The 24,648-nt window shown below is 64.2% G+C and carries 15 protein-coding genes; 6 read left to right on the top strand and 9 right to left on the bottom strand.

What is annotated here, in order from left to right:
• Positions 1 to 5: 5 nt before the first annotated feature.
• From sufD to AUC68_RS10500, 4 genes are all read right to left on the bottom strand, one after another.
• The gene (gene sufD, locus AUC68_RS10515) at positions 6 to 1,364 is read right to left on the bottom strand and encodes a Fe-S cluster assembly protein SufD (RefSeq protein WP_069437597.1); all 1,359 of its coding nucleotides are present in this window, start codon (positions 1,362 to 1,364) and stop codon (positions 6 to 8) included.
• Between the two features lie 11 nt (positions 1,365 to 1,375).
• The gene (gene sufC / locus AUC68_RS10510; RefSeq protein ID WP_069437596.1) at positions 1,376 to 2,134 is read right to left on the bottom strand and encodes a Fe-S cluster assembly ATPase SufC; all 759 of its coding nucleotides are present in this window, start codon (positions 2,132 to 2,134) and stop codon (positions 1,376 to 1,378) included.
• 90 nt (positions 2,135 to 2,224) lie between these two features.
• The gene (gene sufB, locus AUC68_RS10505; RefSeq protein WP_069437595.1) at positions 2,225 to 3,694 is read right to left on the bottom strand and encodes a Fe-S cluster assembly protein SufB; all 1,470 of its coding nucleotides are present in this window, start codon (positions 3,692 to 3,694) and stop codon (positions 2,225 to 2,227) included.
• Between the two features lie 54 nt (positions 3,695 to 3,748).
• Complete coding sequence (locus AUC68_RS10500) at positions 3,749 to 4,900, bottom strand: cysteine desulfurase family protein (RefSeq protein ID WP_069437594.1); 1,152 nt, start codon at positions 4,898 to 4,900, stop codon at positions 3,749 to 3,751.
• Positions 4,901 to 5,211: 311 nt separating this feature from the next.
• Between AUC68_RS10500 and AUC68_RS10495 the strand changes: the two genes are divergently transcribed.
• Together AUC68_RS10495 and tyrS are read left to right on the top strand one after the other, a co-directional pair.
• Positions 5,212 to 5,895 carry an alpha/beta hydrolase gene (locus AUC68_RS10495; protein ID WP_069437593.1) on the top strand — a complete coding sequence of 228 codons (684 nt, stop codon included), beginning with the start codon at positions 5,212 to 5,214 and terminating at the stop codon, positions 5,893 to 5,895.
• 123 nt (positions 5,896 to 6,018) lie between these two features.
• Positions 6,019 to 7,272 (top strand): tyrosine--tRNA ligase, encoded by a 1,254-nt coding sequence (tyrS, locus tag AUC68_RS10490; protein WP_069437592.1) that lies wholly within the window; start codon positions 6,019 to 6,021, stop codon positions 7,270 to 7,272.
• A 22-nt stretch (positions 7,273 to 7,294) separates the two neighbouring features.
• On the opposite strand, the gene AUC68_RS10485 is transcribed toward tyrS, so the two are convergent.
• Positions 7,295 to 10,978 (bottom strand): YhdP family protein, encoded by a 3,684-nt coding sequence (locus AUC68_RS10485; protein WP_069437591.1) that lies wholly within the window; start codon positions 10,976 to 10,978, stop codon positions 7,295 to 7,297.
• Between the two features lie 502 nt (positions 10,979 to 11,480).
• Here AUC68_RS10485 and AUC68_RS10480 point away from each other — a divergent pair.
• Positions 11,481 to 12,014: a bactofilin family protein gene (locus AUC68_RS10480; protein WP_069437590.1), complete on the top strand. Its 534-nt coding sequence runs from the start codon at positions 11,481 to 11,483 to the stop codon at positions 12,012 to 12,014.
• 86 nt (positions 12,015 to 12,100) lie between these two features.
• On the opposite strand, the gene prfB is transcribed toward AUC68_RS10480, so the two are convergent.
• From prfB to AUC68_RS10465, 3 genes are all read right to left on the bottom strand, one after another.
• Positions 12,101 to 13,214 (bottom strand): peptide chain release factor 2 gene (gene prfB / locus AUC68_RS10475; RefSeq protein ID WP_141701210.1). Its coding sequence is split into 2 segments (ribosomal slippage): positions 12,101 to 13,144 and positions 13,146 to 13,214, totalling 1,113 coding nucleotides; the frame shifts between segments, so codons are not numbered across the junction.
• Positions 13,187 to 15,952 (bottom strand): penicillin-binding protein 1A, encoded by a 2,766-nt coding sequence (locus AUC68_RS10470; protein WP_083240633.1) that lies wholly within the window; start codon positions 15,950 to 15,952, stop codon positions 13,187 to 13,189. The genes prfB and AUC68_RS10470 overlap by 28 nt, the downstream gene beginning before the upstream one ends.
• Positions 15,953 to 16,099: 147 nt before the next feature.
• Positions 16,100 to 17,335: an N-acetylmuramoyl-L-alanine amidase gene (locus AUC68_RS10465; RefSeq protein WP_083240632.1), complete on the bottom strand. Its 1,236-nt coding sequence runs from the start codon at positions 17,333 to 17,335 to the stop codon at positions 16,100 to 16,102.
• A gap of 675 nt (positions 17,336 to 18,010) precedes the next feature.
• On the opposite strand from AUC68_RS10465, the gene AUC68_RS10460 reads away from it, so the two are divergent.
• Together AUC68_RS10460 and AUC68_RS10455 are read left to right on the top strand one after the other, a co-directional pair.
• Positions 18,011 to 21,025, top strand: a complete 3,015-nt coding sequence (locus AUC68_RS10460; RefSeq protein WP_069437587.1) for an Rne/Rng family ribonuclease — start codon at positions 18,011 to 18,013, stop codon at positions 21,023 to 21,025.
• A 121-nt stretch (positions 21,026 to 21,146) separates the two neighbouring features.
• Positions 21,147 to 21,767: a hypothetical protein gene (locus AUC68_RS10455; RefSeq protein ID WP_069437586.1), complete on the top strand. Its 621-nt coding sequence runs from the start codon at positions 21,147 to 21,149 to the stop codon at positions 21,765 to 21,767.
• Between the two features lie 55 nt (positions 21,768 to 21,822).
• Here AUC68_RS10455 and AUC68_RS10450 read toward each other — a convergent pair whose 3' ends face one another.
• On the bottom strand, positions 21,823 to 23,007 hold the full coding sequence (locus AUC68_RS10450) for a pyridoxal phosphate-dependent aminotransferase (RefSeq protein WP_425283226.1): 1,185 nt from the start codon (positions 23,005 to 23,007) through the stop codon (positions 21,823 to 21,825).
• A gap of 256 nt (positions 23,008 to 23,263) precedes the next feature.
• Between AUC68_RS10450 and AUC68_RS10445 the strand changes: the two genes are divergently transcribed.
• Positions 23,264 to 24,631, top strand: coding sequence for a M48 family metalloprotease (locus AUC68_RS10445; RefSeq protein ID WP_158008294.1), 1,368 nt, complete (start codon positions 23,264 to 23,266; stop codon positions 24,629 to 24,631).
• The last annotated feature ends 17 nt before the right edge of the window (positions 24,632 to 24,648 follow it).

Below are 24,648 nucleotides of genomic sequence, written 5' to 3'. Positions count from 1 at the left end.
CACATTCATGGGCCGGCCTGCTCCATCGGCGTGCCGAGCCACTCGGCGGACACGGCGGCCAGCGCATCGCCGATGGACTCGTCATCCAAGGCCTCGAAGACCTCACCGACAAAGGCTTGAATCAGCAGAGCCCGCGCCTCGGCCTCCGGAAGGCCCCGTGCGCGCAGGTAGAACAAAAGCTCCTCGTCGATCTGGCCGGAGGTCGCGCCGTGACCGCAGACGACGTCGTCGGCATAGATCTCCAGCTCGGGCTTGGAGTCGAACTCCGCCCTCTCCGACAGGAGCAGCGCTTGCGACATCTGCTTGCCGTCGGTCTTCTGGGCGTCCTTCGCCACGACGATCTTGCCCTGGAAGACCCCGCGCGCCTCCTCGTTCAGCACCAGCTTGAACAGTTCGCGGCTCTCGCAGGCCGGCACGTTGTGTTCGACAACGAGCGTGGTATCGCAGTGCTGGCTCCCGCGCGCCAGCGTGGCCCCGGAAATGTCGGTCGCCCCGCCCGCGCCGTCGAAGCGCACATGGACCTCGTTGCGCGCCAGCGCGGCGCCCATCGAGACCTGGAACCCATTGTAGCGGGCCTCGGCACCGACATCCGCCGCCCATACGTTGAGGTGAATCGTTTCAACGGCTTCGCGCTGCAGCTTGATGTGATGGACAGCCGATTTGGCGCCGAGCGAGACGGTCGTCACCGCATTCCGCTGAATGCCCTGACCGCCGAGCGTTCCAAAGCTTTCGAACAGGGTGGCCGATGCACCCTCCTCGGCGACGAGCACGTTGCGCGTATAGATGGAGCCGGGTCTGCCGGGGGCGTCGAGGTGAATCAGGTGGATCGGCTTTTGCAGGGTAAGACCTTCGGGAAGGCGCACGCCGACGCCGCCCGTCATGAGCGCTGAATTGAGCGCGATCACCACATTGTCGTCGCGCGCCGCGCCGCTCTCGAGGCTTGCCGTCAGCCAGGCCGGAGGCTGTTCCAGCATCTGGGCCAGCGAGCCAAGCTCGACACCTTCGTCGCGAAGCGCACCGACATCGGACAAATCCCCACGGAATTCGCCCGCGGCAAGCACGATGCGATAGGCCGGCAGCGTCAAGACGGCCTTGCCGAGAGCCGCTTCCAGCTCGCTTTCGCCGACCTGGACGTCAGCCTCGGCCAGAAGCGGGGGAATCTCATCGATGCGCCCGCGCAGGTCGGTGTATTTCCATGCCTCGACGCGGCGGTGAGGCAGACCGAGGCCCGCATAGGTCCGGATCGCGCTCTGGCGCAGGGCCGCGATCGCCGCACTGCCGGGCAGCGCGTCGGCGGAACGCTCATACAGATCGAGCAGATCTTGCTCGGCCTTGGTCCGGAATTGTTGGACAGGCAGCTCCATCGGGATGCTCCTTAAGCCGCCGAGGCTTCGTCTTGGCCGTAGTCGGCGTAACCGGACTTCTCGAGCTCCAGCGCCAGTTCGGGTCCGCCGGAGCGCGCGACGCGGCCCTTGGACAGCACGTGCACTCTGTCCGGCACGATGTAGTTCAGCAGCCGCTGGTAGTGGGTGATGACGAGCATCGACCGCTCCGGCGACCGCAGCGCGTTCACCCCTTCGGAGACGATCCGCAAGGCATCGATGTCGAGCCCGGAATCCGTCTCGTCGAGGATGCAGAGATCAGGCTCCAGCAGCGACATCTGCAGGATCTCGTTGCGCTTCTTCTCGCCACCGGAAAAGCCCACATTGAGCGGACGGCGGAGCATCGCCATGTCGATCTTCAGGAGCTTCGCCTTTTCCTTGACGATCCGCAGGAAGTCGGGCGTCGAAAATTCCTCTTGCCCGCGCGCTTTGCGCACCGCGTTCACCGCGCTCCGCAGGAAGGTCATGGTGGCGACGCCGGGAATCTCCATCGGGTATTGGAAGGCGAGAAAAACGCCGGCGGCCGCGCGCTCTTCCGGGTCCATGTCGAGCAGGTTCTCGCCCTTCCACGTGATCGTGCCGTCGGTGACCTCGTAGTCCTCCTTGCCAGCAAGCACGTAGGACAGGGTCGACTTGCCGGAACCGTTCGGGCCCATGATGGCGTGGACCTCGCCGGCCGGAACCGTCAGGTCGAGGCCCTTCAAAATTTCGCGCCCGTCGACGGTGGCGTGGAGGTTCTTGATCTCAAGCATGCAGTTCTTCTCTCAGTCTCGAAACTCTCTCATTCGTCATGCCCGGATTTGATCCGGCAATGACGAAGTTCTTGTTGGCGGCAAACGCCATCAGCCCACACTGCCTTCCAGCGAAATGCCGATCAGCTTCTGGGTCTCGGCCATGAACTCCATCGGCAGTTGCTGCAGCACGTCGCGCACGAAACCGTTCACGATGAGCGCTACCGCCTCTTCCTCCGACAGACCGCGGCTCAAGCAGTAGAACAGCTGATCGTCGGAGATCTTCGAGGTGGTCGCCTCGTGCTCGAACGTCGCGGACGCATTCTTCGCCTCGATATAGGGGATGGTATGCGCCCCGCATTTGTCGCCGATGAGCAGCGAGTCGCAGCAAGTGAAGTTCCGCGCGTTCGTGGCCTTGCGATGCGCCGAGACGAGCCCGCGATAGGTGTTGTCCGAATAGCCGGCAGCGATGCCCTTGGAGATGATCCGGCTCGACGTGTCACGGCCGAGATGGATCATCTTGGTGCCGCTATCGACCTGCTGATAGCCGTTCGAGATCGCGATCGAATAGAACTCGCCGCGGCTGCCGTGGCCGCGCAGGATACAGGACGGGTATTTCCACGTGATCGCCGACCCGGTTTCGACCTGGGTCCAGGAGATCTTCGAACGGTCACCGCGGCAGTCGCCGCGCTTGGTCACGAAATTGTAGACGCCGCCCTTGCCTTCGGCATCCCCGGGATACCAGTTCTGCACGGTCGAGTATTTGATCTCGGCGTCTTCCAACGCCACGAGTTCCACCACGGCCGCGTGAAGCTGGTTCTCATCGCGCATGGGCGCGGTGCAGCCTTCGAGATAGCTCACATAGGCGCCCTTGTCGGCGATGATCAGCGTGCGTTCGAACTGGCCGGTATTCTCCGCGTTAATGCGGAAATAGGTGGACAGCTCCATCGGGCAGCGCACCCCTTCGGGCACGTAGACGAAGGACCCGTCCGAGAACACGGCCGAGTTCAGGGTCGCGTAGAAATTGTCCGTCACAGGCACGACCGACCCCAGATATTTCTTCACGAGCTCGGGGTGCTCTCGCACCGCCTCGGAGATCGAGCAGAAGATCACGCCGGCCTTGGCCAGTTCTTCCCGGAAGGTGGTGACCACCGACACGCTGTCGAACACCGCATCGACCGCGACCTTCGGCGCGCCTTGGACGCCCGCGAGCACCTCCTGCTCTTTCAGCGGAATCCCGAGCTTCTCGTAGGTCGCCAGCAGTTCCGGATCGACCTCGGCGAGGCTCTTGGGCCCTTCGGTGCTCTTGGGCGCGGCGTAGTAATAGAGGTCCTCGAAGTCGATCTTCGGATAGTGGACCTTGGCCCAGGTGGGCTCGCGCATGGTGCGCCAGCGTCTATAGGCTTCGAGACGCCATTCCAGCAGCCATTCCGGCTCGTCCTTCTTGGCCGAAATGAACCGGACAATGTCTTCGTTGCCTTTCGGGGCCTTGACCGACTCGATATCGGTCGTGAAGCCGTATTTGTACTTGTCGACGTCGATTTCCTTGACGCGTTCGACGGTTTCATCGACTGCAGGCATCGTCTCTTTCCCAAATTCGTTTCGTTTGCGCGCGGGCGGACCCGCGAAAGGCCTCTAGGCCGCCTCTTTTGCATCCTTCCTGAGACGTTTGACGAGATCGCCAAACGCAACCAGGAAGCTTTGGATATCGTTATCGGAACTCCCGAAACCAAGGCTTACGCGGATCGCGGACTGCGCCAGTTCGGGCGCCGCCCCCATGGCCGCCAGGACGTGCGAGGTTTCGACCTTGCCGGAGGAGCACGCGCTTCCGGCGCTGACCGCGACTCCCGCCAGATCGAGACCGATCACCAGCGTTTCGGCCTTCAGCCCGGGCACGGCGATGGACGACGTATTCGGCAGACGCGGAACGCCTCGCGCGAAGACGACGGCGTCCGGCGCAATCGCGCGCACGCCCTCTTCGAGCGCGTCCCGCAGCCGTGCCACCTCGTCCATGCGAGACAGTTCTTTTGCGGCGAGGTCCGCGGCGACGCCAAAGCCGACGATGCCGGCCACGTTCTCCGTGCCCGGACGGCGGCGTCCTTCCTGTCCCCCGCCGGTCATGAGCGGGATGACCTCCGCCCCCTCCGCCAGAACCAACGCGCCCACACCCTTCGGGCCGCCGATCTTGTGGGCCGAGAGGGTCATCAGATCCGCCTTGAGCGCGCCGATGTCGAGCGGCAAACGCCCGGCCATCTGAACCGCGTCGGTGTGGAGCACGCCGCCGGCTGCGTGGACGATCTCCGCCGCCTCGGCCACCGGCTGGAGCGCGCCCGTTTCGTTGTTGGCCGCCATCAGCGACACGAAAGGACGCCCGCCGTCGGACTCGGCGTCCTCGAGCAGCCGCGCCAGGGCATCGAGATCCACGACGCCCTCGCAGGTCACGGGCACGACCGTTCGCGCCTCGGGGCCGAACCGTCCGCCCGCCAGCACCGAGGGGTGCTCGATCGCCGACAGATAGGCCCGCCCGGGCGTGCTGCCGGGGGGCGGTGCGAGCGCAAGTCCATTGGCCTCGGTGCCGCCGCTCGTGGGATATCTGTTCTCCAGCCGTGCACCGGCTAGAGCGGCAACCTTGGCCCGCGCGTTCTCCACGGCCGCCCGCGCCGCGCGCCCTTCCGCGTGGACCGAGGACGGGTTGCCGGGAAGCGCCAAGGCGCCAAGCACCGCCTCGCGCACTTCGGGGCGCAAGGGGGCGGTCGCGTTATGGTCGAGATAGGTGCGCTGGTTCATGGTCTTCCGAAGCCTTGGGACGGTTTTCCGCCCCGCGGCCCTCAATCTGGCCGGTTATCGCTTGCACGAGCCCCGGTCGGCCGTGCTAAGAAGCCCGGCCTGTCAGTCGGCTCGATCCTTGCGCCCAGCTTTCTCGGAACGGCCCTGTTTGGAACAATTCTAATTTTTATAGGATTCCGAAGGGGCCAAGTCAAGCAATGCGGCGGCGCCTGGCGCACGGCAGAGCCTGAAAATCCGGAAGACCGGCCCTATATACCGAAGACCGGCAGCAATTCCGTCTGCCGACGCGACCAGTCGAGGCCCCATCATTCATGCCTGAAGTCAATATCAGCGGCCCTGCCGGCCGCATCGAAGCCCGTTACCACCACCAGCCCGCGGCGAACTCACCGGTTGCCCTGATTCTTCATCCCCACCCGCAATTCGGCGGGACGATGAACAATCAGGTCGTGTACCACATGTATTACGCCTTCCAGAGGCGCGGCTTCTCGGTCCTGCGCTTCAACTTCCGGGGCGTAGGCCGCTCCGAAGGCCTGTTCGACAACGGCCCCGGCGAGCTGGCGGATGCGGCGACCGCGCTCGACTGGCTCCAGGCCTATAACGCCGATGCGCCCTCTTGCTGGATTGCCGGCGCCTCCTTCGGTTCCTGGATCGCCATGCAACTCCTGATGCGGCGCCCGGAGATCGAGGGCTTCATCTGCGTCGCGCCGCCCGCAAACCTCTACGACTTCTCGTTCCTGGCCCCCTGCCCGTCCTCGGGCCTGATGGTCAACGGTGCGAAAGATCGAGTCGTTCCAACGGAATCCGTGCGCGGCCTCGTCGAAAGGCTGAAGACCCAGAAGGACGCCATCGTCGACCACGCCACGGTGCCGGATGCCAACCACTTCTTCGAGGACCAGATGGAAGGGCTGATGGAAGTCGTCGATGCCTATCTCGACAAGCGCCTCGGCAAGCCGGCGCCGAAGAAGGGCAAGGCGCCGAAGGAATCGGCCGCTTAGGGCGCGATCCGGGCTCGGACCCCACGCCATCGTGCCCGTGCATTCGCGGGCCAAACCTGTTAGACGCTCGGGCGAGCGCGCCGGTCCGGCGCCGTCATCCGATTCTTTTCGCACGTCCCGACGATGAGCACCGCCAAATCAGACCTCCTCCACGAGCTTTCCGCGCGCGGCTATATCCACCAATGCACCGACGAGGCCGGGCTCGATGCGCTTGCGCGCAAGGAGATCGTCACCGGCTATATCGGCTTCGACTGTACGGCCCCAAGCCTCCATGTCGGCCATCTCGTCAGCATCATGCTGCTCAGGAAGCTGCAGCAGACGGGGCACCGCCCTATTGTGCTGATCGGCGGCGGCACAACCAAGGTGGGCGACCCCTCCGGCAAGGATGAGACCCGCAAGCTCCTCGACGATGCGACCATCGCGTCGAATATCGACAGCATCCAGCGGGTCTTTTCGAAGTTCTTGGATTTCGGCTCCGGAGACCAAGATGCGCTTCTTCTGAACAACGCCGAATGGCTGGATCAACTCGGCTACATTTCGTTCCTGCGCGACTACGGGCGGCATTTCAGCGTCAATCGCATGCTCAGCCAGGATTCGGTGAAGCTGCGGCTCGAGCGCGAGCAGAATCTCAGCTTCATCGAGTTCAACTACATGGTGCTCCAAGCCTACGACTTCGTGGAGCTTCATCGCCGTACGGGTTGCCGCCTGCAAATGGGCGGATCGGACCAATGGGGCAATATCGTCACCGGCATCGAGCTCGGCAGGCGGACCGACGGCGTCGAGCTGTTCGGCGTGACCACGCCCCTGCTCACGACAGCGTCCGGCGCCAAGATGGGCAAGACCGCGGCCGGCGCCGTCTGGCTCAACCCGGACATGCTCTCGCCGTACGACTACTGGCAGTTCTGGCGGAACGCCGAGGACGCGGACGTGCCGCGCTTCCTCAAGCTCTTCACCGAACTCCCGCTCGACGAGATCGACCGGCTGGCCAAGCTCGAAGGCGCCGAACTCAACGAGGCCAAGAAGATCCTCGCGACGGAAGCGACGGCTTTTGTCCATGGCCGCGAGGCGGCCGACCAGGCGGCCGAGACGCGCGCGCCACGTTCGAGCAAGGACAGCTTGCCTCGGAACTCCCGACCATCGAAAATCCCGCGCGCGGAACTCGAGAAGGGCTTTGGCGTGTTGACGGCCAATGTCCAGGTTGGATTCGTGAAATCGACCGGGGAAGCACGGCGGCAGATCAAGGGCGGCGGGATCAAGGTCAACGACGTCGTCGTCAACGACGAACGCGCCGTGCTGACGCCGGCCGATCTCACCGCGGACGGAGTGATCAAGCTCTCGCTCGGCAAGAAGCGCCATGCGCTGATCCGGCCCGTCTAGGTCGGCCGTCTCAGTCCGCCGATCAGTTCAGGCCCCTGCGTTCTCTGGCGTTCTCGAAGGGACGCAAGCGCCGCTTCTTTCGCGTCTTCTCCCGGGGCTCGGCTACGTCTGCAGGTGCGGTGCCCTGCGGCACGCCGCCGTTGAAGTCGAAAATCTGCCGGAAGATTCCCGGCGTCATCACCGACATCGGATTCACCAGCACCGTTGGGTCGTCGAGATTGCCCTTGATGGCGAAGGTGATGCCGACGACACCCTCCCCTTTCCGGCCGACAAACACGCGCCCCAGAACGGGCACGGCGCCGAGGGCCGAGTTCAGCCCATAAAGCGGCACATAGGTTCCGCCGAGATCGACCTTCCGCGCCCTGAAGTCGATCGTCCCGCGCAACGTGGCGCCAAGCTCGGGACCGTTCACATAGGCGTCGTTGAGCTGGAACTTGCCGCCGCCGGCGACAAAGGGCGCGCGTAACCGCCGGAACACGATCTTCCGTCCGGCGTCCGGCCGGTCCTGTCCCAGCGCGGCCGTCGAACTCGGATCGCTGAGCACGTCGGCGACGACGCTGTCTCCGGCGACGGCGAAGTCGAGGACCCGCAGCGTTCCGGATCGTTTGGTGCCGCCCGCATCCAGGTTGACGCGAAGCGAGGCCTTCCCCCCTTGGACGCTTCGATAGAAGCCGATGAGGCGGAAGGCCGTGCCGGCGTCGTCCGCCTCGGCGGTCAGCACGCGGGCCCCATTGCTGTCTTGCAGATCGACGCTCACCGGCTTGCGGCCGTCCAGGAGGCCCCTGCCTCGTAGCGCGACCAGCTCTCCCGCACGCTTGGTCAAGGCAAGGTCGACGTCCGTGGCGCTGCTGCCGTCGTACCCCACCAGGCGGCCGATCTTCGCCGTCAGCTCGATGTCGTCGGACTCGGCCTCTTTGGCCTTTCCGCTGGCCGTCAACTGGTCCGCGGAAATCAGGGCATGGAAGATGTCGCGCGCGTCATAGGACGGCCCCTCGGCGTGAACCTGCATCACGCCGTCGGCACGGCGGCTGGCCTCGATGGACAGCTCGGTCAGCGGCCCGATGGAGAACTGCGAAAAGGAGTACGTCTCGAGTTCGTTTTCGGCACTCAACGCCATTTGGCCGGCAATCGCGAGGTTCTGTCCCGCGATCTGGAAGTTCTCCAAGTCGGTGGCGCCGTCGCTCTTCCGGTTCACATCGAAGCTGATCTTCGCGCTTTGTCCGGCGGGCTTCTTCCAGCCGACCGTTTCGAACTGCAGTTCGGCGTCCGTAAGATCGCCGACGATCTTCATTTTGGACGTATCGGGCTGCCCGCCGCCCTCTTTCAGCCCGCTGAGATAGAGGGTCAGCGGCATCGAGCCCTTGACGAAATCGTTGACCTCGAGCCCGAGCTTCTCGCGTGCGGCCGCGTCGAGCATCGCGGTGACCGAGATGGGCGGCTGCTCGCTCTCGGGCGCGTAGAACAGCCGCCGCCAGTGAACCGAGGCCGGAACGTCCTTGATCGTCACATTGCCCGAGGCGCTGACCTCTTCGCTCGTGAGGCTGACGTCGATCATGCCGCCTTCGATCCCCAGATCGCCGACGAGCCCCGGCGTGATGGCGTTCTGGAGACGCGCCGTGCCCGAGTACTTGATGTCCTTGGGGTCGAGGTTGTCCACGAGCGGAACGTTGAAGGTGAACACCCCTGTCGCGGTCCCGCCCAGGAAGTCCGTCTTGAGCCCCACGTCGCTGATGAAGTTGAAGGGCTCATAGTCCAGCAAGGTCAGCACGGCGGGGGTGGGCGCGGCGGCGTGGAAGTCGACGACGCCCATGTTCGGATTCTTGCGCATGTCCGCGATGAAGAATTGCCCGTCGCTCACGTCGATCTGCATCCCGTTGGAGACGGCGACCGTGCCGGACGGAATGCGGACCTGAAACTTCGTGCCGGCGATGGTCATCGTGCCCTCGCCCGTGCGCACCGGCGGCAGTTCGGGGATGTAGGCGATGTTCGTGTCGGTGAATTTCAGTTCGGCGGCGATGGCCTCGTCGGGAACCGGCTGGCCCTGCTTGAAAGCCTCGAACATTTCCGGCGCGAGCGCGATGTTGAAGGAGCCGCCGAGAACACGGCCTCCGTCGACCTGTTTGAGCACCCATTCGCGCGCCGGTCCTGCCAGGAACTTCGGCCAAAGCTGCTTGAACATCTTCATCGGCATCGGGCTCACTTCGCCCGACAATTGGACCGCAGGCGAGCCGAAATGGTCCGTGACCGTCCCTGTCGCGGTAATCGTCGCGTCGCCCACCCGGATGACGAAACGCGACAGCGTCATGTTGCCATCCGCGAGCGACACGTTCCCCGTTGCCCGCCACTCATCGACCTTGGTGGGGCCGAGGCCGAACTCCTCGACACCCAGCACGGCCTCGTCGGCGGCGATGTCGAAGTTCCAGGACACGACCTCGTTGTTGTTGTCGACCACCGGAAGAAACTTGCCGCTGAAGGTCGCGTGCGATTGCTTGCCCCATCGCAAGGTGGACGGGGCGAGTTCGACGATCCGCTGCCCTTCGATATAGCGAATGGTGAGATCACCGTGATCGATCCGCACGGGCGTATCGGGATCCCATGGGGGCGTGATCTGACCCGGTGCCAAGCGGAGCCTCGCCTCGCCGCCGATGAAGTCTCCGTTGTGTGCAAGTTCGACGACGGCCTCTCCGTCGACGGCCATGTCCAGAGCGCGCAGCAGGCCGACGTTGGGAAAATTGCCCGCGATCCCCGACGGCACCAGGTTCTCGACCACGACCTGGGTCTGGAGCCCTTTCGTGGTCGCTTTCTGCGCGGTGCGGACTTCGAGCTGCCAGTCGCCACGGCTCGATGCCACGTTCGCCTCGCCGACAAGGACGCTGCGGCGGTCGTGATGCTCGAGATTCAAGGCAAGGTCCGGCACCTGCCACAGGGTCTTGGCGCCGTCCTTGTACAGGACGACGATCGAATCCTTCAGACCAAATCGCGCCAGGTAGGAGGTGTCGGACCGGCGCACGCGCCGAAGCACCTCGTTCACCGCGTTCGTGAGGTTGAACCCTCGGACGTTCTTTGCGTCCGGGACGGCGCTCGAGGCTTGAGCGGCGGCCGACTGCTCATCGGCGGGGATCGTGCCGCGTATGAGATCCTCGGCCTCTTCGCCGGGCTTGGAGAAGGCCAGGGACAGGCCCCGCTCCTCGTCATAGGTCATCACCAGCCGGGAGCCGATAAAGTCGACGCTGCCGGGCGCGATCCGGCCGGAGAGCAGCGCGGACCCGCTCAGGCCGATCGCGGCAAGGGGCGCTTGGGCCACGACCTCCCCGTCCGGATTGACGAGCCGTATGTCCCGCAAGCGCAGGACGATTCCGGGACCGTCGCTGCCGCGCTGGAGCACCGCGTCGTCGATCCGCACGGTCAAGTCGGAGAGCTGGTCGTTGATCGCCGCCTCGATGGGCGGGACCAGGCCCGGCAACGAGATGGGCCCGCGCGACAGGCGCCCATAGCCCAGAACGATGACGATGAGTCCGACGACGAAGAAGCCCGCGAAGATCTCGCGGCAGACATGAGCGCCGTGGGACGACAATCTTGCCAGTTGTATTTGGACCGGCGCCGGCACCCGCTTGACGAGCTGACGCCCGCGGGCGGGCAGCGCGCGGATGGCCTCGCCCCCTTGGGTGGTCAGCTTGGCCAGGGCCCCTGCGAGCGGTTGGTCCATTCAGTCACAGGCCCCAAAGGTCTTCCGGGCGCTCCAAACCGCGTCCACTGGCAACAGGACGCCGTTCAACATGCATCGCCTCCGCAAGATCGCGTCGTCTGCCGGGCGCACGTCCCGCTGCACAAGCCGGGACGGTCCGTACTGGGACTTCCCTAATTTCGGTACCAGAAAATGTGCCCGGCACGCGTTCCGCCCATTGCGTGTCGTTAGCACGTGCGCGAGGCAACGCTAAGGTCTTGTTGCATTAAGATGGTCCAAAATCGGCTAAACCAAGGCGAATCAAGGCCTAAGCCGATCCTGTACAGGCCTTGTGCGCAGGCCACAACCCCGATGACAAGATTGGCGGGAAAGGATAATGTTGACATCGCAACAGGGTCTTGCGCCGTAGCTGCTTGGGACGCCTCGCCAATTTGCCAGTGAGGCAAAATTCTGGGTTGCGCGCATCCTTGAGCCGGGTTGTATTTCGCGCTGCGTCACGCGTTTTGAGGGGGAGAGCCCAGCCATGTTCACGAAGAAACCAGAGCCGAGCGGTACGATGGCCAAGCTGGGTGGCGAACGGCCCAGCGGTGCACCGGAAGCCAAATCCTCGCCGTTCACCGAGCGGCCGTCGCCGCAGCCGAAGCCCGCCGGCCCGTCCATGGGCAAGATGATCCCGTCGATCATCGGCGAAGATCTCACCATCGAGGGGAACGTCTCTTCCAAGGGCGAGATCCAGGTCGACGGAAAGATCCAGGGCGATGTCAAATGCGGCTCGCTGCTGCTGGGCGACAAGGCCGAGGTCAACGGCTCCGTCCTCTCCGAAGACGTGGTCATCCGCGGCAAGGTCGTCGGATCCATCCGGGGCCTGCGCGTGACCTTGCAATCGCAGTCGCATGTCGAGGGCGACATCTATCACCAGAGCCTGGCCATCGAGCAGGGCGCCTATTTCGAAGGAAAGTCGCGCCGCTCGGACGACCCGTTGGCGTCCGAAACGTCGGGCCCCAAGTCCGGCGCGCCCGCGTCGGGCAATCCGTTCTCGAGCAACGCCGCCGAATAGCACGGCGCCAACACGCCGACGAAGAGTTCGAAGCCGTGGCCGGCACAACACCGGCCGCGGCGTTCTGCGTGACATCCCGGTGCCCGCTAAGAGCCGGCGTCGGCGCTGATCCGCTCGGCGAGCGCCGCCTCGATGAAGGCGTCGATGTCGCCATCGAGAACCGCCGGTGGGTTGGTGTTTTCGACACCGGTCCGCAGGTCCTTCACGAGCTGATAGGGCTGCAGCACGTAGGAGCGGATCTGATGCCCCCAGCCGATCTCCGACTTCGACGCTTCCGACGCCATGGCCTCTTCTTCCCGCCGCTTGAGCTCGGCCTCGTAGAGACGCGCCCGTAACATGGCCCACGCGGTCGCGCGATTCTTGTGCTGCGACCGCTCGTTCTGGCACTGCACGACGATGCCCGTCGGCACGTGGGTGATGCGCACGGCGCTGTCGGTCGTATTGACGTGCTGGCCGCCGGCCCCGGATGCCCGGTACGTATCGATCCGAACGTCCTTGTCCTCGATATCGATCTCGATCGCATCGTCGACAGCCGGATAGACCCAGACCGAGGCAAAGCTCGTATGGCGGCGCGCATTGGAATCGAACGGCGAGATGCGGACGAGGCGATGCACCCCGGACTCCGTCTTGAGCCAGCCATAGGCATTGAGCCCCTTGATCAGGATCGTGGCCGACTTGATCCCCGCTTCTTCGCCGGGACTCTCACCGATCAGCTCGACCTTGTAGCCGTGGCCTTCCGCCCAGCGCATATACATGCGCTCCAGCATCTGGGCCCAGTCCTGGCTTTCGGTGCCGCCGGCACCGGCGTGAATCTCCGCATACGCATCATTTGCGTCCGCCTCGCCCGAGAGCAGGGCCTCGACCTCACGGGTGTGCGCCTCCTGACGCAGCTTGCGCAAGGACTCTTCGGCTTCGGCGACGATGCTTTCGTCGTTCTCCTCTTCGCCCAGAGTGACGAGCGTCAGGTTGTCGTCGAGTTCGGACTGGATGCGATCGAAGGCGCCGAGGGCTGCCTCGAGCTGCTGGCGTTCGCGCATGACCCCTTGGGCCCGCGCCGCGTCGTTCCAGAAGTTGGGATCCTCGGCCTCCCGGTCCAGTTCGCTCAGCCGGTCTCTTGCCCGTTCGGGGTCAAAGATGCCTCCGCAAAAGCGACAGCGACTCTTTGATCTCGTTTACAAGCGCCTCGGTTTCGGCTCGCATCCTATCCTCGTCGTGACTTTTGGTGTGTTGAACGAAATGCACGCACGGACACCCTCCGCGCAGCGCGACCTTCTCATATTCATCGGATTGCTGCCGACGCGTTCCGCGTGGCGGTCAGAAGCGCCCGAAGAATCCGGAGCGTTTCTGACGGCGGCGTTGCGGCGGCGGCGATGCGGCCGGCGGCGGGCTGGCGACCTGCCGGGGCGCTGCCGCTGGCGCGGCTGCGTGGGATAGGACGGATAGGAATCGCCCGCCCCGTCGTCCGCAACCGCTTCTCCCCGGGCTGCCGCGGCGGCGGCGGCGGAGACCTGCTCCGGCTTGAACGCTTCCATCACCGTTCCAGCCCCGCCCTTTCGGGCCGGTAGGCCGGTCTGGTGATTCACCGGCATCATGATCGTTCCTTCCGGTGCGCGGAACGGCTGCGGCGGCACGTCCTTCAGGGCCTCTTCGAAGAAGTCCTTCACGATCGGGGCCGCGAGGCCACCACCCGTCGCGCTTCGGCCCATGGGCTTCGGCTGGTCGTAGCCCACATAGGACCCGACGACGAGATCGGGCGTATAGCCGATGAACCAGGCGTCCTTGTAGTTGTTGGTCGTCCCGGTTTTGCCCGCAAGGGGCCGGTTGAGAGAGGCCAAACGCCGTGCCGTACCGGAGGTCACCACGCCCTGCATGATGCCCACCATCTGATAGGCCGCGATCGGATCAACGACCTGCTCGAGCACATCGACAAGTTCCGGCTCGGACTGGTTGGTCCATTCGCGCGCGACGCAACCCTTGCAGTCCCGCTTGTCGTGTTTCCAAACCGTCCGGCCGTAGCGATCCTGGATGCGGTCAATGAAGGTCGCCTCGACCTTCTTGCCGCCGTTCGCAATCATCGAATAGGCCGTGACCATGCGGAGCAGCGTGGTCTCGCCTGCGCCAAGCGACATGGATAGGGCCGGCATCAGGTTGTCGTAGACGCCGAAGCGCCGCGCATATTCCGCGATGACCGGCATGCCGATATCCCGCGACAGACGCACGGTCATCAAGTTCCGCGACTTCTCGATGCCCGGCCGCAACGTCGAGGGACCGGCACCGCCGCCCGAATAGTTCTTCGGACACCATGGCGGCATGCCCCGCCCCTGGCTCACGCAAATACGGCCGTCGAGAATGACGCTGTTGGGCGCGTAACCGTTGTCCAGCGCGGTCAGATAGATGAGCGGCTTGAACGACGAGCCCGGCTGGCGCAGGGCCTGGGTTGCGCGGTCGAACTGGCTTTGGTGGAAGCTGAAACCGCCGGCGATCGCAAGCACACGGCCCGAGTGGGGATCCATGGCCACGAGCGCGCCGCTGACTTTCGGGACCTGTTGGAGCGACCATTGACCCGGAACCGCTTCGCTGACTTCGGTCTCCTTGCCCTCTTCATCCTTCTTTTTCGTCGTCTTCTCGAGCGGTGCCACGTAGACGACGTCGCCGGGCTTCAGAGCCGACTGGATCGACTTCCGCGTCCACCGGACTTGCGAGGCGGGAATGACGCCGGTTTCGCGCTCGGCGACCAGCTGGCCTTGCCTGTCGCGTCCCGGACGGAGGCCGATCTTGGCTTCCGAGCCGCTTACTTCGAGGACGACGGCGAGCCTCCAAGGCTCGATGTCCTTCCAAACCGGAATACCGGCAAGGGTCTTGCCCCAATCGCCGGCGATCTCGATCTGCTTCTCGGCCCCACGCCAGCCGGCGTTCGACCGGTCGTACCTGGTCAGCCCCTCGACGAGAGCGTCGCGCGCAGCCGACTGCAGGCGCGGATCCAGAGACGTGCGGACCGAAAGACCGCCGCCATAGAGCTTGTCTTCGCCGAACCGGTCGAGAATCTCGCGGCGTACTTCCTCGGCGTAGTATTCGGAGGCGTGAATTTGGGGTCCGTAGCGCTTGGCCAGAACCGTGAGCGGCTTCTCCTTGGCCGCCTCGCCCTCTTGGGCCGTCGCGTAACCGTTCTCGACAATGCGGTCGATGACCCAGTTGCGCCGGGCCAGCGCGCGCTTTTGATGCTTGATCGGGTCATACCGGCTCGGCGCTTTCGGCAAGACCGCAAGATAGGCCGCCTCTTCCAAGGTGAGTTCGTTGAGCGCCTTATTCCAGTAGCGCTGGGCCGCGGCCGCGACACCGTAGGCGCCGCCGCCGAGATAGATCTCGTTCAGATAGAGCTCGAGGATCTGATCCTTCGTGAACGCACGCTCGATACGAATGGCAAGGATCGCCTCTTTGAGCTTGCGCTCGATGTTCTGGTCGCTCGTCAGGAGGAAGTTCTTCGCCACCTGCTGGGTGATCGTCGAGGCGCCGACCATGTTTCCGCCGCCCGACTGCATCGCACTCAGATTGGTGACGATGGCGCGGATAATGCCCTGAATGTCGAGACCGCCGTGCTGATAGAAATTCTTGTCCTCGGCGGAGATAAACGCGTCGATGACACGCTTCGGAATCGCCGTGATCGGCACGTAGATGCGCCGCTGGCGCGCGTATTCGGCAATCAGGCGCCCGTCATTGGCATGAATGCGGGTCATCACCGGCGGCTCGTAGCGGGCGAGCTTTTCGTAGTCCGGAAGTTCCTGAGACACCTTCCACAGCACGAAGGCCACGGCGCCGGCGACGGCAATGGACAGAATCATGCACGCGGCAAAGACAAAGCCCAAGAGCCGCAAGAAAAACCCGCCGCGCTTCTTCTTCTTCCCCTGTTTGGGGGGCTTCACTGGTGCCGTGATATCCATGTGATCTCTGCTATTTCGGCCCGCCTGCCCGGTCGGCGGGATTCCTGACTTCAACCTAACCAAGAATATGGCAACAAAACGCAATAGTCCCGCGGAATCGGGGAGTCCCGGGGCGCTGGCCGCGCCGGAATCCGCTGGATGCGCCCGCTAGAACGGCGCCTGGGCCATGCGTTGTTTGAAATAATTGTCCACCGCGTCCCGAATGGCGCCCGCCATGCGCTCCCGCCAGGTCTCCGAGGTGAGCTGCTTCTCGTCCTCTTCGTTCGAGAGAAACCCGAGCTCCAACAACACCGAGGGCACGTCCGGGGCCTTGAGCACCCGGAAGCCCGCCGAGCGCAACTGCTTGGTATGGAGCCGGCCCTTCGCGGCCAGTTCCCCGACGATGGAGCGGGCCATCACCACCGAGCGGTTGTTGGTTTCGCGCTGGGCCAGATCGATGAGGATGTTGGTCACCACCTCGTCGGAGTCCTTCGGCAACTCCACCCCTGCAATCGCGTCGGAGAAATTCTCCTTGGCGGCTAGCGCCCTCGCCTCTTCGTCGCTCGCTTCCTCGGAGAGCGTAAAGACGGTGGCGCCCCGCGCATCGTCGATTTCGGCCGGGAAGTAGTCCGCGTGAAGCGATACGAAAAGCCCGGCGCCCTTCTTGCGGGCGAATTTGACCCGCTCCTTGAGCGGCAGGAAGGTATCGTCCTCCCGGGTCATGAACACTTGATACCGGTCCGTCTCCTCGAGTTTCTTGCGCAGCAGTTTGGCGAACGCCAGCACGACGTCCTTTTCCTGGACGCCGTTGGCGCTCTTCGCGCCGGGGTCGACGCCGCCATGGCCCGGGTCCAGCACCACCACCGGTTTTGCATCGTCAGGGGGTTCCACGGCCTGGGGGCGCTCCACCGTTTCCGTCTCAGTGGCCTTGCTGCGCTGTTCCTTCAGCCTCGCGAGGAACGTCTCTTCGTCCGTCGGCACAAGGTCGATGACGAGGCGGGCCGGCTGGTCGTCCCGCGCCCCGAGCACGAAGGACCGGTCGATGAGGAACGGCCCGCTGAGGTCGAGCACGATGCGGGACTTGCCCGGCGCGAACAGGCCGTAGCGGAAGGCCGTGACCAGCCCCCGTTTCTCGTTGCCGATGCCCTTCGGCATCTGGAAGCTCACATCGGCGGCGTCCACGATGACACGGTAGGGATTGCCGAGCGCGAAGACGTTCACGTCCACCTTCTTCGAGAGGTCGGCGATGAAGCGGGTGCGCTCCCGGTCTCCGGCTAGGCGCGCGTCCTGCGCGATGGCGCCGGAGCCTTCCGCCAACGCCTGTTGGGGGCCCGTCAGGGTCATGAGGGCGGCCGTCGAAAGCGCGAATAGCGGCGTCAGAACCCGCCTTCCCAACTGTCGCATGATGCGTATTTCGTCCTATCCGACCGACTCAAACCCCGCCTTGCGCACCAAACGCGACGAGCGCAGTTTCGTTCACGCTGACACGCGACGAGGACGTTTTTGCGGCCCCTCGGTGCCCCAATCGACCCTTGGGGTGACCCAAATCGACCCTTGGCGGGCCCCAAATGTTAACCACGTCTGGTTAAGCGACCGTTGTCCTTTAGAGCCAATCCGGCGCTCAGCACTTGCCAAATCTCCCGGCAACACACTAATAGAGGGTGACTCAAATCAGTGAGTCTCAGGCCCTTGGACGCCGGGAGGCGGGACGGGCACACCAATTTGGCGCGTCGAGCCGAGGAGAAGCTGGCTCCGGCGCAGGTATGCGGCGGCATTTAAGGACTATGCGCCGCCTTGAGTGAAAGCAGCCGCAGCATTTGACCTGCGGCCCGTAGGAAATCGTGATGCACAGTCAGGGCAGACAGATAAGCGGCCGGAATCATGGTGCTTTCTCTTTGCCTCTCGACGCTTGGCGGCCAAGACAGGCCGCTCCCCGAGGCGCCTCGACCGGGGCCGTGACGGGGCATTGCATGAAAATATCGTCTACTGAAATTAGGTCCGCGTGGCCGTCAGGCTTGCGCCCGGCGGAGCGGCTGATGCCGCTTACTGCCGAATGCCGCGCGGCGGAGAACAAACAACATGGCAAACAAAATGCTTATCGATGCGGCGCATCCGGAGGAGACCCGGGTCGTCGTCAAAGGAACTCGTGTCGAGGAATTTGATTACGAATCCGCTAGTAAAAAACAGCTCCGTGGAAATATTTATCTCGCAAAAGTCACACGGGTAGAACCTTCTCTACAAGCCGCATTTGTCGATTACGGTGGCAATCGGCACGGCTTTCTGGCTTTTACTGAAATCCACCCCGATTATTACCAAATCCCTGTCGCGGATCGTCAGGCGCTTCTCGACGAAGAGGCCGCCGAGCAAAGCCGTGCTTCCGCCGAGGAAGCCGCGGAAGACGACGCCGCCTCCAATGGCGGACGCCGGCGCCGGCGCGGCCGCCGTGGCCGTAGCCGCGGCGAGCCCCGCAAGGAGGCTCAGAAGCCCGAGACGGTCCCCGAAGAAGACGCCGTCATGGTGGACGCGCTTCCGATCGCGACCTTCGAACTCGACGATGAGGACGAGATCGATACGACACCCCGCGACGAGGACCGCGGTCCCGATATCCAGCTCGAAGCGGCTGACCTGACCTATGAGGTCTCCGAGCCTGCGGAGCCTGTCGCCGAGTCCGAGGAGGCCAAGAGCGACGAGACGGAGGCGGAGTCGCAGAGCGAGGCTGACTCCGACGAAGACGCCGTCGCGGCCCGGCGCCCGGATGCGCCGAGCGAGACCGACGAGCCCGCGGGCGATGAGTATGACGACGCCGGCGAGACCGACGACGACGTGAACGACGATGAGGACTCGGACGACGACGAGGATTCGGACGACGACGAGGATTCGGAGGAGGACTCGGACGACGACGAGGATTCCGATGAGGACGAGTCCGGCGAAAACGGCCGCAGCGGCTCTGCGAAGGATCGCGTGGAGTCGGTCGGCTCGGAAGATGCGCTCGAGGAATTGCCCGAGCGTGCGCGCCGCCGACGCGGGCGCCCCTACAAGATCCAGGAGGTCATCCGCCGCCGCCAGATCATTCTGGTCCAGGTGGTGAAGGAGGAGCGCGGCAATAAGGGCGCGGCCTTGACGACCTATCTGTCGCTCGCCGGCCGGTACACGGTGCTGATGCCGAACACGGCACGCGGCGGCGGGATTTCCCGCAAGATCACGCAGCCCACGGACCGCAAGCGCCTGCGCGAGATCGCAGGCGAGCTCGAGGTGCCCGAGGGCATGGGTCTGATCATCCGCACGGCCGGTGCCCAGCGCACCAAGACCGAGATCAAACGCGACTACGACTATCTCCTGCGCCTGTGGGAGACGGTTCGCGATCTGACCTTGAGCTCGACGGCCCCTGCCCTCGTCTACGAGGAAGGCAGCCTGATCAAGCGCTCCATCCGCGATCTGTACAACAAGGATATCGACGAGGTCCTGGTCGCCGGCGACGATGCCTACCGGGAGGCCAAGGATTTCATGCGCATGCTCATGCCGAGCCATGCGAAGAACGTGAAGCCCTACAAGGAACCGGAACCGATCTTCATCCGCTATCAGGTCGAGCGGCAACTGGCGGCGATGTTCTCGCCACAGGTGACGCTGAAGTCCGGCGGCTACATCGTCATCAATCAGACCGAGGCCTTGGTCGCCGTCGATGTGAACTCGGGCAAGGCAACGCGCGAACACAGTATCGAGGACACGGCGCTCAAGACCAACCTGGAAGCGGCGGAAGAGATCGCACGGCAGTTGCGCTTGCGCGATCTGGCCGGCCTCATCGTGATCGATTTCATCGACATGGACGAGCGGCGCAACAACCGCCAGGTCGAGAGGCGCCTGAAGGATGCCTTGCGCAACGACCGCGCGCGCATTCAGGTGGGGCGCATCAGCGCCTTCGGCCTTCTGGAAATGTCGCGGCAGCGCCTGCGAACGGGCGTGCTGGAAGGTTCGACCAGCGCCTGCGCCATGTGCCAGGGCACCGGCATCGTGCGCTCGGTGGAATCGGTCGCCCTCGACATCCTGCGTTCGATCGAGGACCGTCTGATCACCGATGGGGTCATGCCGCTCCGTGCGACGACCGCGGTCGAGGTCGCGCTCTACATTCTCAATCAGAAGCGCGCGCATCTGAAGGACATCGAAGCCCGATACGGGGTTTCGATCGCGGTCGGGGCCGATCAGGATCTGCACATCCCGCAATTCGTCATCGAGCGAGCCACGGACAGCACGCAGCGTCGGGCGAGAGTGCCGTGGTCCACATGGACTGGGCGCATCATCGCGAGGACGGTGCGCCGTCCGGGGACCAGGACGCGGACGGCGGCAAGCGACGGCCGCGCAAACGCCGGCGCGGGCGCGGGCGCGGCGAAGGCGAGGCGGACGCCGATCAGACGGCCGATGCGGCCTCCGCCGACGCCGAGTCCGTTGCCGCCGATACGGACAACGAGGCGACCGATGGCGACGGCGAGACGCAGCAGCGCAAGTCGCGCCGCAGAGGTCGCCGTGGCGCCGCCGTGGCCGGGGACGCGGTCAGAGAAACGGCGGCGAGTTGACGGCCGAGCAGCAGGACGGGCAGAGCGGCGATGCCGTCGCGGACGCGAGATCGGTCCTGCAGGATCGGAGCCGGCGGAAGCCCTGTGGACTCCCAGGACGACGATGGCTCCGAGGACGAGACGTCACCGCGCGAAGTCTCGGTCAGCGCCTACGTGTCCGAGGAGAACGCGGACGAAGCCGCCGCAAACGAACCGGCCGACGACACGTCCGAACCGGTGTCGGACGCAGGTTCCGATGAGGACGAGGCCGAACCGGCGACCCGGGACACCGAGCCCGCGCTCAGCATCGCCTCCTCGCGCGACGAACCGGTCGCACCGGCGCCGAAGCCCGAAATTCGCGTGGAAAGCGACAGCGACAAAGAGGCCGCGCCTCAGCGCAAGGGCTGGTGGTCACGCGGTTAAACAGGATTACGTTACAACTAGATGCCAGTGCTTAAGGCTCATGCTACACTGGCATCTACTGAGGAGATTTCGATGCCGCGCGAACGTACAATTTCGTTACCAAAGACGGTACGCACAACCGTAAGCAAGGACGCGATACGCGATGCAGTCCGGTCTACGTTAAAAGAGACACGGTCAGACCGCTCGGTGCAGAACGATCCACATCCGCCGAAGGATGGCGGTCGAAATTTGGCTCCCAAGAGGGGGTGAGCAGGCAGGGGCGATACGCCGGGCGCGTCTTCATCAACTGTCCGTTTGATGCCCGCTACGCTCCATTGTTTCATGCGATCGTATTTGCCATTCTTGACTGCGGTTTCACCCCGCGGTCAGCACTTGAACTTCAGGACGGCTCGCAAGCTCGGATTGAGAAAATCCTGAACATTATCGGCAACTGCATGTTCTCGGTACATGACTTGTCTCGTACTACGTTGGACGAGGCTACTGGGTTGCCGAGATTCAATATGCCGTTCGAGCTTGGTATATTTCTTGGAGCCAAGAAGTTTGGCGATGGCAAGCACAAGCAAAAAAATGCACTGATCCTCGACACTGAACAATACAGGTATCAGGCGTTTCTCTCGGACATTGCGGGGCACGATATCCGAGCCCACCACGACGACTCCGATCAGGTGATCTGCATCATCCGGGATTGGCTAGACACCGCCTCGAATCGCAAAACAATTCCGAGCGGATCAGTCATTTGCGAACGGTATAAGTCTTTCCAACAGGACTTGCCGACCATCTGTGCGGATGCCCGGCTCAATCTCGCTGAACTGACCTATGGTGACTACCTCTACGCCGCTGGCCAATGGCTAAAGCAAACAACCTGACGGCTCGCGAAACTCGAGCGTCTCGACGCAACGACAGCGTCATTTTCGCCTGGCGCTAACGCGTCCTCAGCCAGCCCGCGATGCGCTTGGCGGCTTCGCGCATCTGGTGCTCCGCCCCCGCATAGCTCAGCCGCAAATAGGATCGCCCCCGCGCGGGGTCGAAATCGACGCCGGGCGTGGCGGCAACCCCGATATCGCGCAACATCGCTTTGGCGAACGCCACGCTGTCGTCCGTCAGATGACTGATATCCGCGTAGAGATAAAACGCCCCGTCCGCCGGGAGAATGTTCGGAAGCCCCGCCGGCGGAAGTTCGTTCAGGAGAAGCGCCCGGCTCCGCGCGTAGCGGCTCTTGATCTCCTCGAGTTCGTCAATGCCGTCGAAGGCGCCTAAAGCCGCGACCTGCGAGACGGTGGGCGGGGCAATGTAGAGATTCTGGCACAGCCGTTCGATGGTCCGCGTCAAGGCTTCCGGCACCACGAGCCAGCCCACCCGCCAGCCGGTCATGCTGAAATATTTCGAGAAGCTGTTCACCACGATGGCGCTTTCGGAATAGGCGAGCGCCGTTTCCGCGGCCACGTCGTATTCGAGGCCGTGGTAGATCTCGTCGGAGATCAGCCAGAGCCCTTGCCGGGTACACGCCTCGGCAAGTTCCTTCAAACGCGCGCCCGACGCCATGGTCCCCGACGGATTGTTGGGGCTCGCAAGCAGCAGACCCGCAGCATCCGAACGCGCCAGCGCCTCGACATCGGCCGCGGTCGGCATCCAGCGTCCGTCCGCGCCCGTCTCGATCAGATGGGGCCTGAACCCCAGCGCCTTGAGAATCTGGCGGTAGCAGGGATAGCCGGGAGACGGCAACCCGAAGCCATCGCCGTGATCGAGGATGGCGAGGAAGGCCAGGACGAATCCGGCCGAACGACCCCGACGCACAATCACGCGCTCGGCCCCCACGCCGACGCCGTAGCGCTGTCGGACATAGGCCGCGATCCGTTCGCGCAACTCGGGCAAACCGAGCGACAGCGTGTAACCGAGAGTCTGTTCCGCCATGGCTTGCGCGACACGCTCGCGGGCGGCGCGCGGGGCCGGTGTGGCCGGCTGGCCCACTTCCATGTGGATGATGTCTTCGCCTGCGCTCTCCCGGCGGTTCGCCTCGCTCATCACGTCCATGACGATGAACGGATCGATCGCGCGCGCTTGCGCAAGCTGCCGGGGCAACGGCGGGAACTCGGACGGGTCGTTCACGGGCGGCGCCCCTCGCGGACTATTGATGGAAGCCGGTCGGCAGGTGTCACGTTGTCGCCGCAATCAGGCCTCAAGCAAATCGTGCTTGGCAATGGCGGGGGCCATCAGCGGCGTGCCAACGTAGCGCCCTAAAGAGGCAAAAGAAAACAGCGTCTTTGCGCTTCACAGCCGAGCCAATACGATCGCGTCCATCATGCCGTACCTGGCCAAATTCACGGCTCCGCCCTCCTCCCGCCGCAGGCCCACGGTTTGGCGCGTGGCGGCCACGGCCGGCCTGATCGCTGGGCTCGTGCTTCCGAGTAGCGCCCAAGCACGCGGCGTCATCCGCGATGCGGAGACCGAAGGCCTGATCCGCGATTATGCGGCGCCTATCTTCCGTAGCGCGGGGCTCGGCTCTCAGAACATCAAGATCCACCTCGTCAACGATCAGAACTTCAACGCGTTCGTCGTCGACGGGCACAACATGTTCATGCATGCCGGGACCCTGTTGATTTCCGAAACGCCCAACCAGGTGATCGGCGTCATCGCCCATGAGACCGGGCATATCACCGGCGGCCACTTGGCCCGTTTGCGCTCCCAAGTGGCCCGGATGCAGTCCACGGCGCTGGCGCTCCAACTTCTCGGATTGGCCGCGATGGTGGGCGGCGGCCTCGCGGGCGTTCCCAATGCGGGCCAGATCGGCATGGGCGCCATGGCCGGCGGAACGGACGCGGCCATGCGCAGCTTCATGGCCTACCGGCAAACCGAAGAGTCTTCCGCCGACCAGGCCGCGATGAAATTCCTGGACGCGACCGGCCAATCGGGACGCGGCATGCTGGAGACCTTCGACGTGCTGGCCGACAAGCTTCGGGGCATTCAGGGCATCAATCCCTATTTGATGTCCCACCCGCTCCCGCAGACGCGTATGGCTCAGCTTCGGGCGCTCGTGGAGGCCAGCCCCCATTACGACGTCAAGGATTCGCCGGAGCTGCAATACCGGCACGACCTCGTGCGTGCGAAGCTGTCGGGGTTTCTTGAAAAGCCCGATGCGGCCCTGAACCGCTACCGCCAGGACGAGACCCTGGCGGGCGACTACGCCCGGGCGATCGCGACCTATCGCAAGTCGGGCGTCGATGCGGCCATGCCGTATATCGACAAGCTCATCGCGGCGCAGCCAAATGGCCCTATTTCTATGAGATCAAGGGACAGTTTCTGTTCGAAAGCGGACGCGGGACGGAAGCCATCCCTGCCTTGCAGCACGCGGTTGCGCTCGCCCCCCACGGAGGCCTTGATCCAGATCATGCTGGCCCAGGCCATGCTCAGCACCGAGGACAATCGCTATCTCGACGAGGTCATCCGCAACCTGAGGAAAGCCTTGGTCCGGGAGCCGCAATCGGCTATGGGCTATCGTCAGCTCGCCATGGCCTATGGCCGCAAGGGCGACCAAGCAAAGTCCGAGGGCGCACGGCGCAATTTTCTGGCGCGCGCCTCGCTTGCCTCGGCGGAAGCCTATTTCTATGAAGGGCGCCTGCGCGAGGCCAAGATGATGGCCAAACGGGCGCAAGACGGTTTACCGGGCGGAACCCCGCAATGGCTCCGTGCCCAAGACATTCTCGATTTCCAGATGCCGACACGCAAGAAATGATGCGTGCGGCCCACGCA

It is taken from the genome of Methyloceanibacter methanicus, from assembly GCF_001723285.1.
Classification (GTDB): Bacteria; Pseudomonadota; Alphaproteobacteria; order Rhizobiales; family Methyloligellaceae; genus Methyloceanibacter; species Methyloceanibacter methanicus.
This window is presented reverse-complemented; position numbering and strand designations above follow the sequence as displayed.

Bases quoted from the DNA above. Each gene is read 5' to 3' on its own strand.
- sufD (WP_069437597.1), bottom strand. From the start codon at position 1,364: ATGGAGCTGCCTGTCCAACAATTCCGGACCAAGGCCGAGCAAGATCTG.
- sufC (WP_069437596.1), bottom strand. From the start codon at position 2,134: ATGCTTGAGATCAAGAACCTCCACGCCACCGTCGACGGGCGCGAAATT.
- sufB (WP_069437595.1), bottom strand. From the start codon at position 3,694: ATGCCTGCAGTCGATGAAACCGTCGAACGCGTCAAGGAAATCGACGTC.
- AUC68_RS10500 (WP_069437594.1), bottom strand. From the start codon at position 4,900: ATGAACCAGCGCACCTATCTCGACCATAACGCGACCGCCCCCTTGCGC.
- AUC68_RS10495 (WP_069437593.1), top strand. From the start codon at position 5,212: ATGCCTGAAGTCAATATCAGCGGCCCTGCCGGCCGCATCGAAGCCCGT.
- tyrS (WP_069437592.1), top strand. From the start codon at position 6,019: ATGAGCACCGCCAAATCAGACCTCCTCCACGAGCTTTCCGCGCGCGGC.
- AUC68_RS10485 (WP_069437591.1), bottom strand. From the start codon at position 10,978: ATGGACCAACCGCTCGCAGGGGCCCTGGCCAAGCTGACCACCCAAGGG.
- AUC68_RS10480 (WP_069437590.1), top strand. From the start codon at position 11,481: ATGTTCACGAAGAAACCAGAGCCGAGCGGTACGATGGCCAAGCTGGGT.
- AUC68_RS10470 (WP_083240633.1), bottom strand. From the start codon at position 15,952: ATGGATATCACGGCACCAGTGAAGCCCCCCAAACAGGGGAAGAAGAAG.
- AUC68_RS10465 (WP_083240632.1), bottom strand. From the start codon at position 17,335: ATGCGACAGTTGGGAAGGCGGGTTCTGACGCCGCTATTCGCGCTTTCG.
- AUC68_RS10460 (WP_069437587.1), top strand. From the start codon at position 18,011: ATGGCAAACAAAATGCTTATCGATGCGGCGCATCCGGAGGAGACCCGG.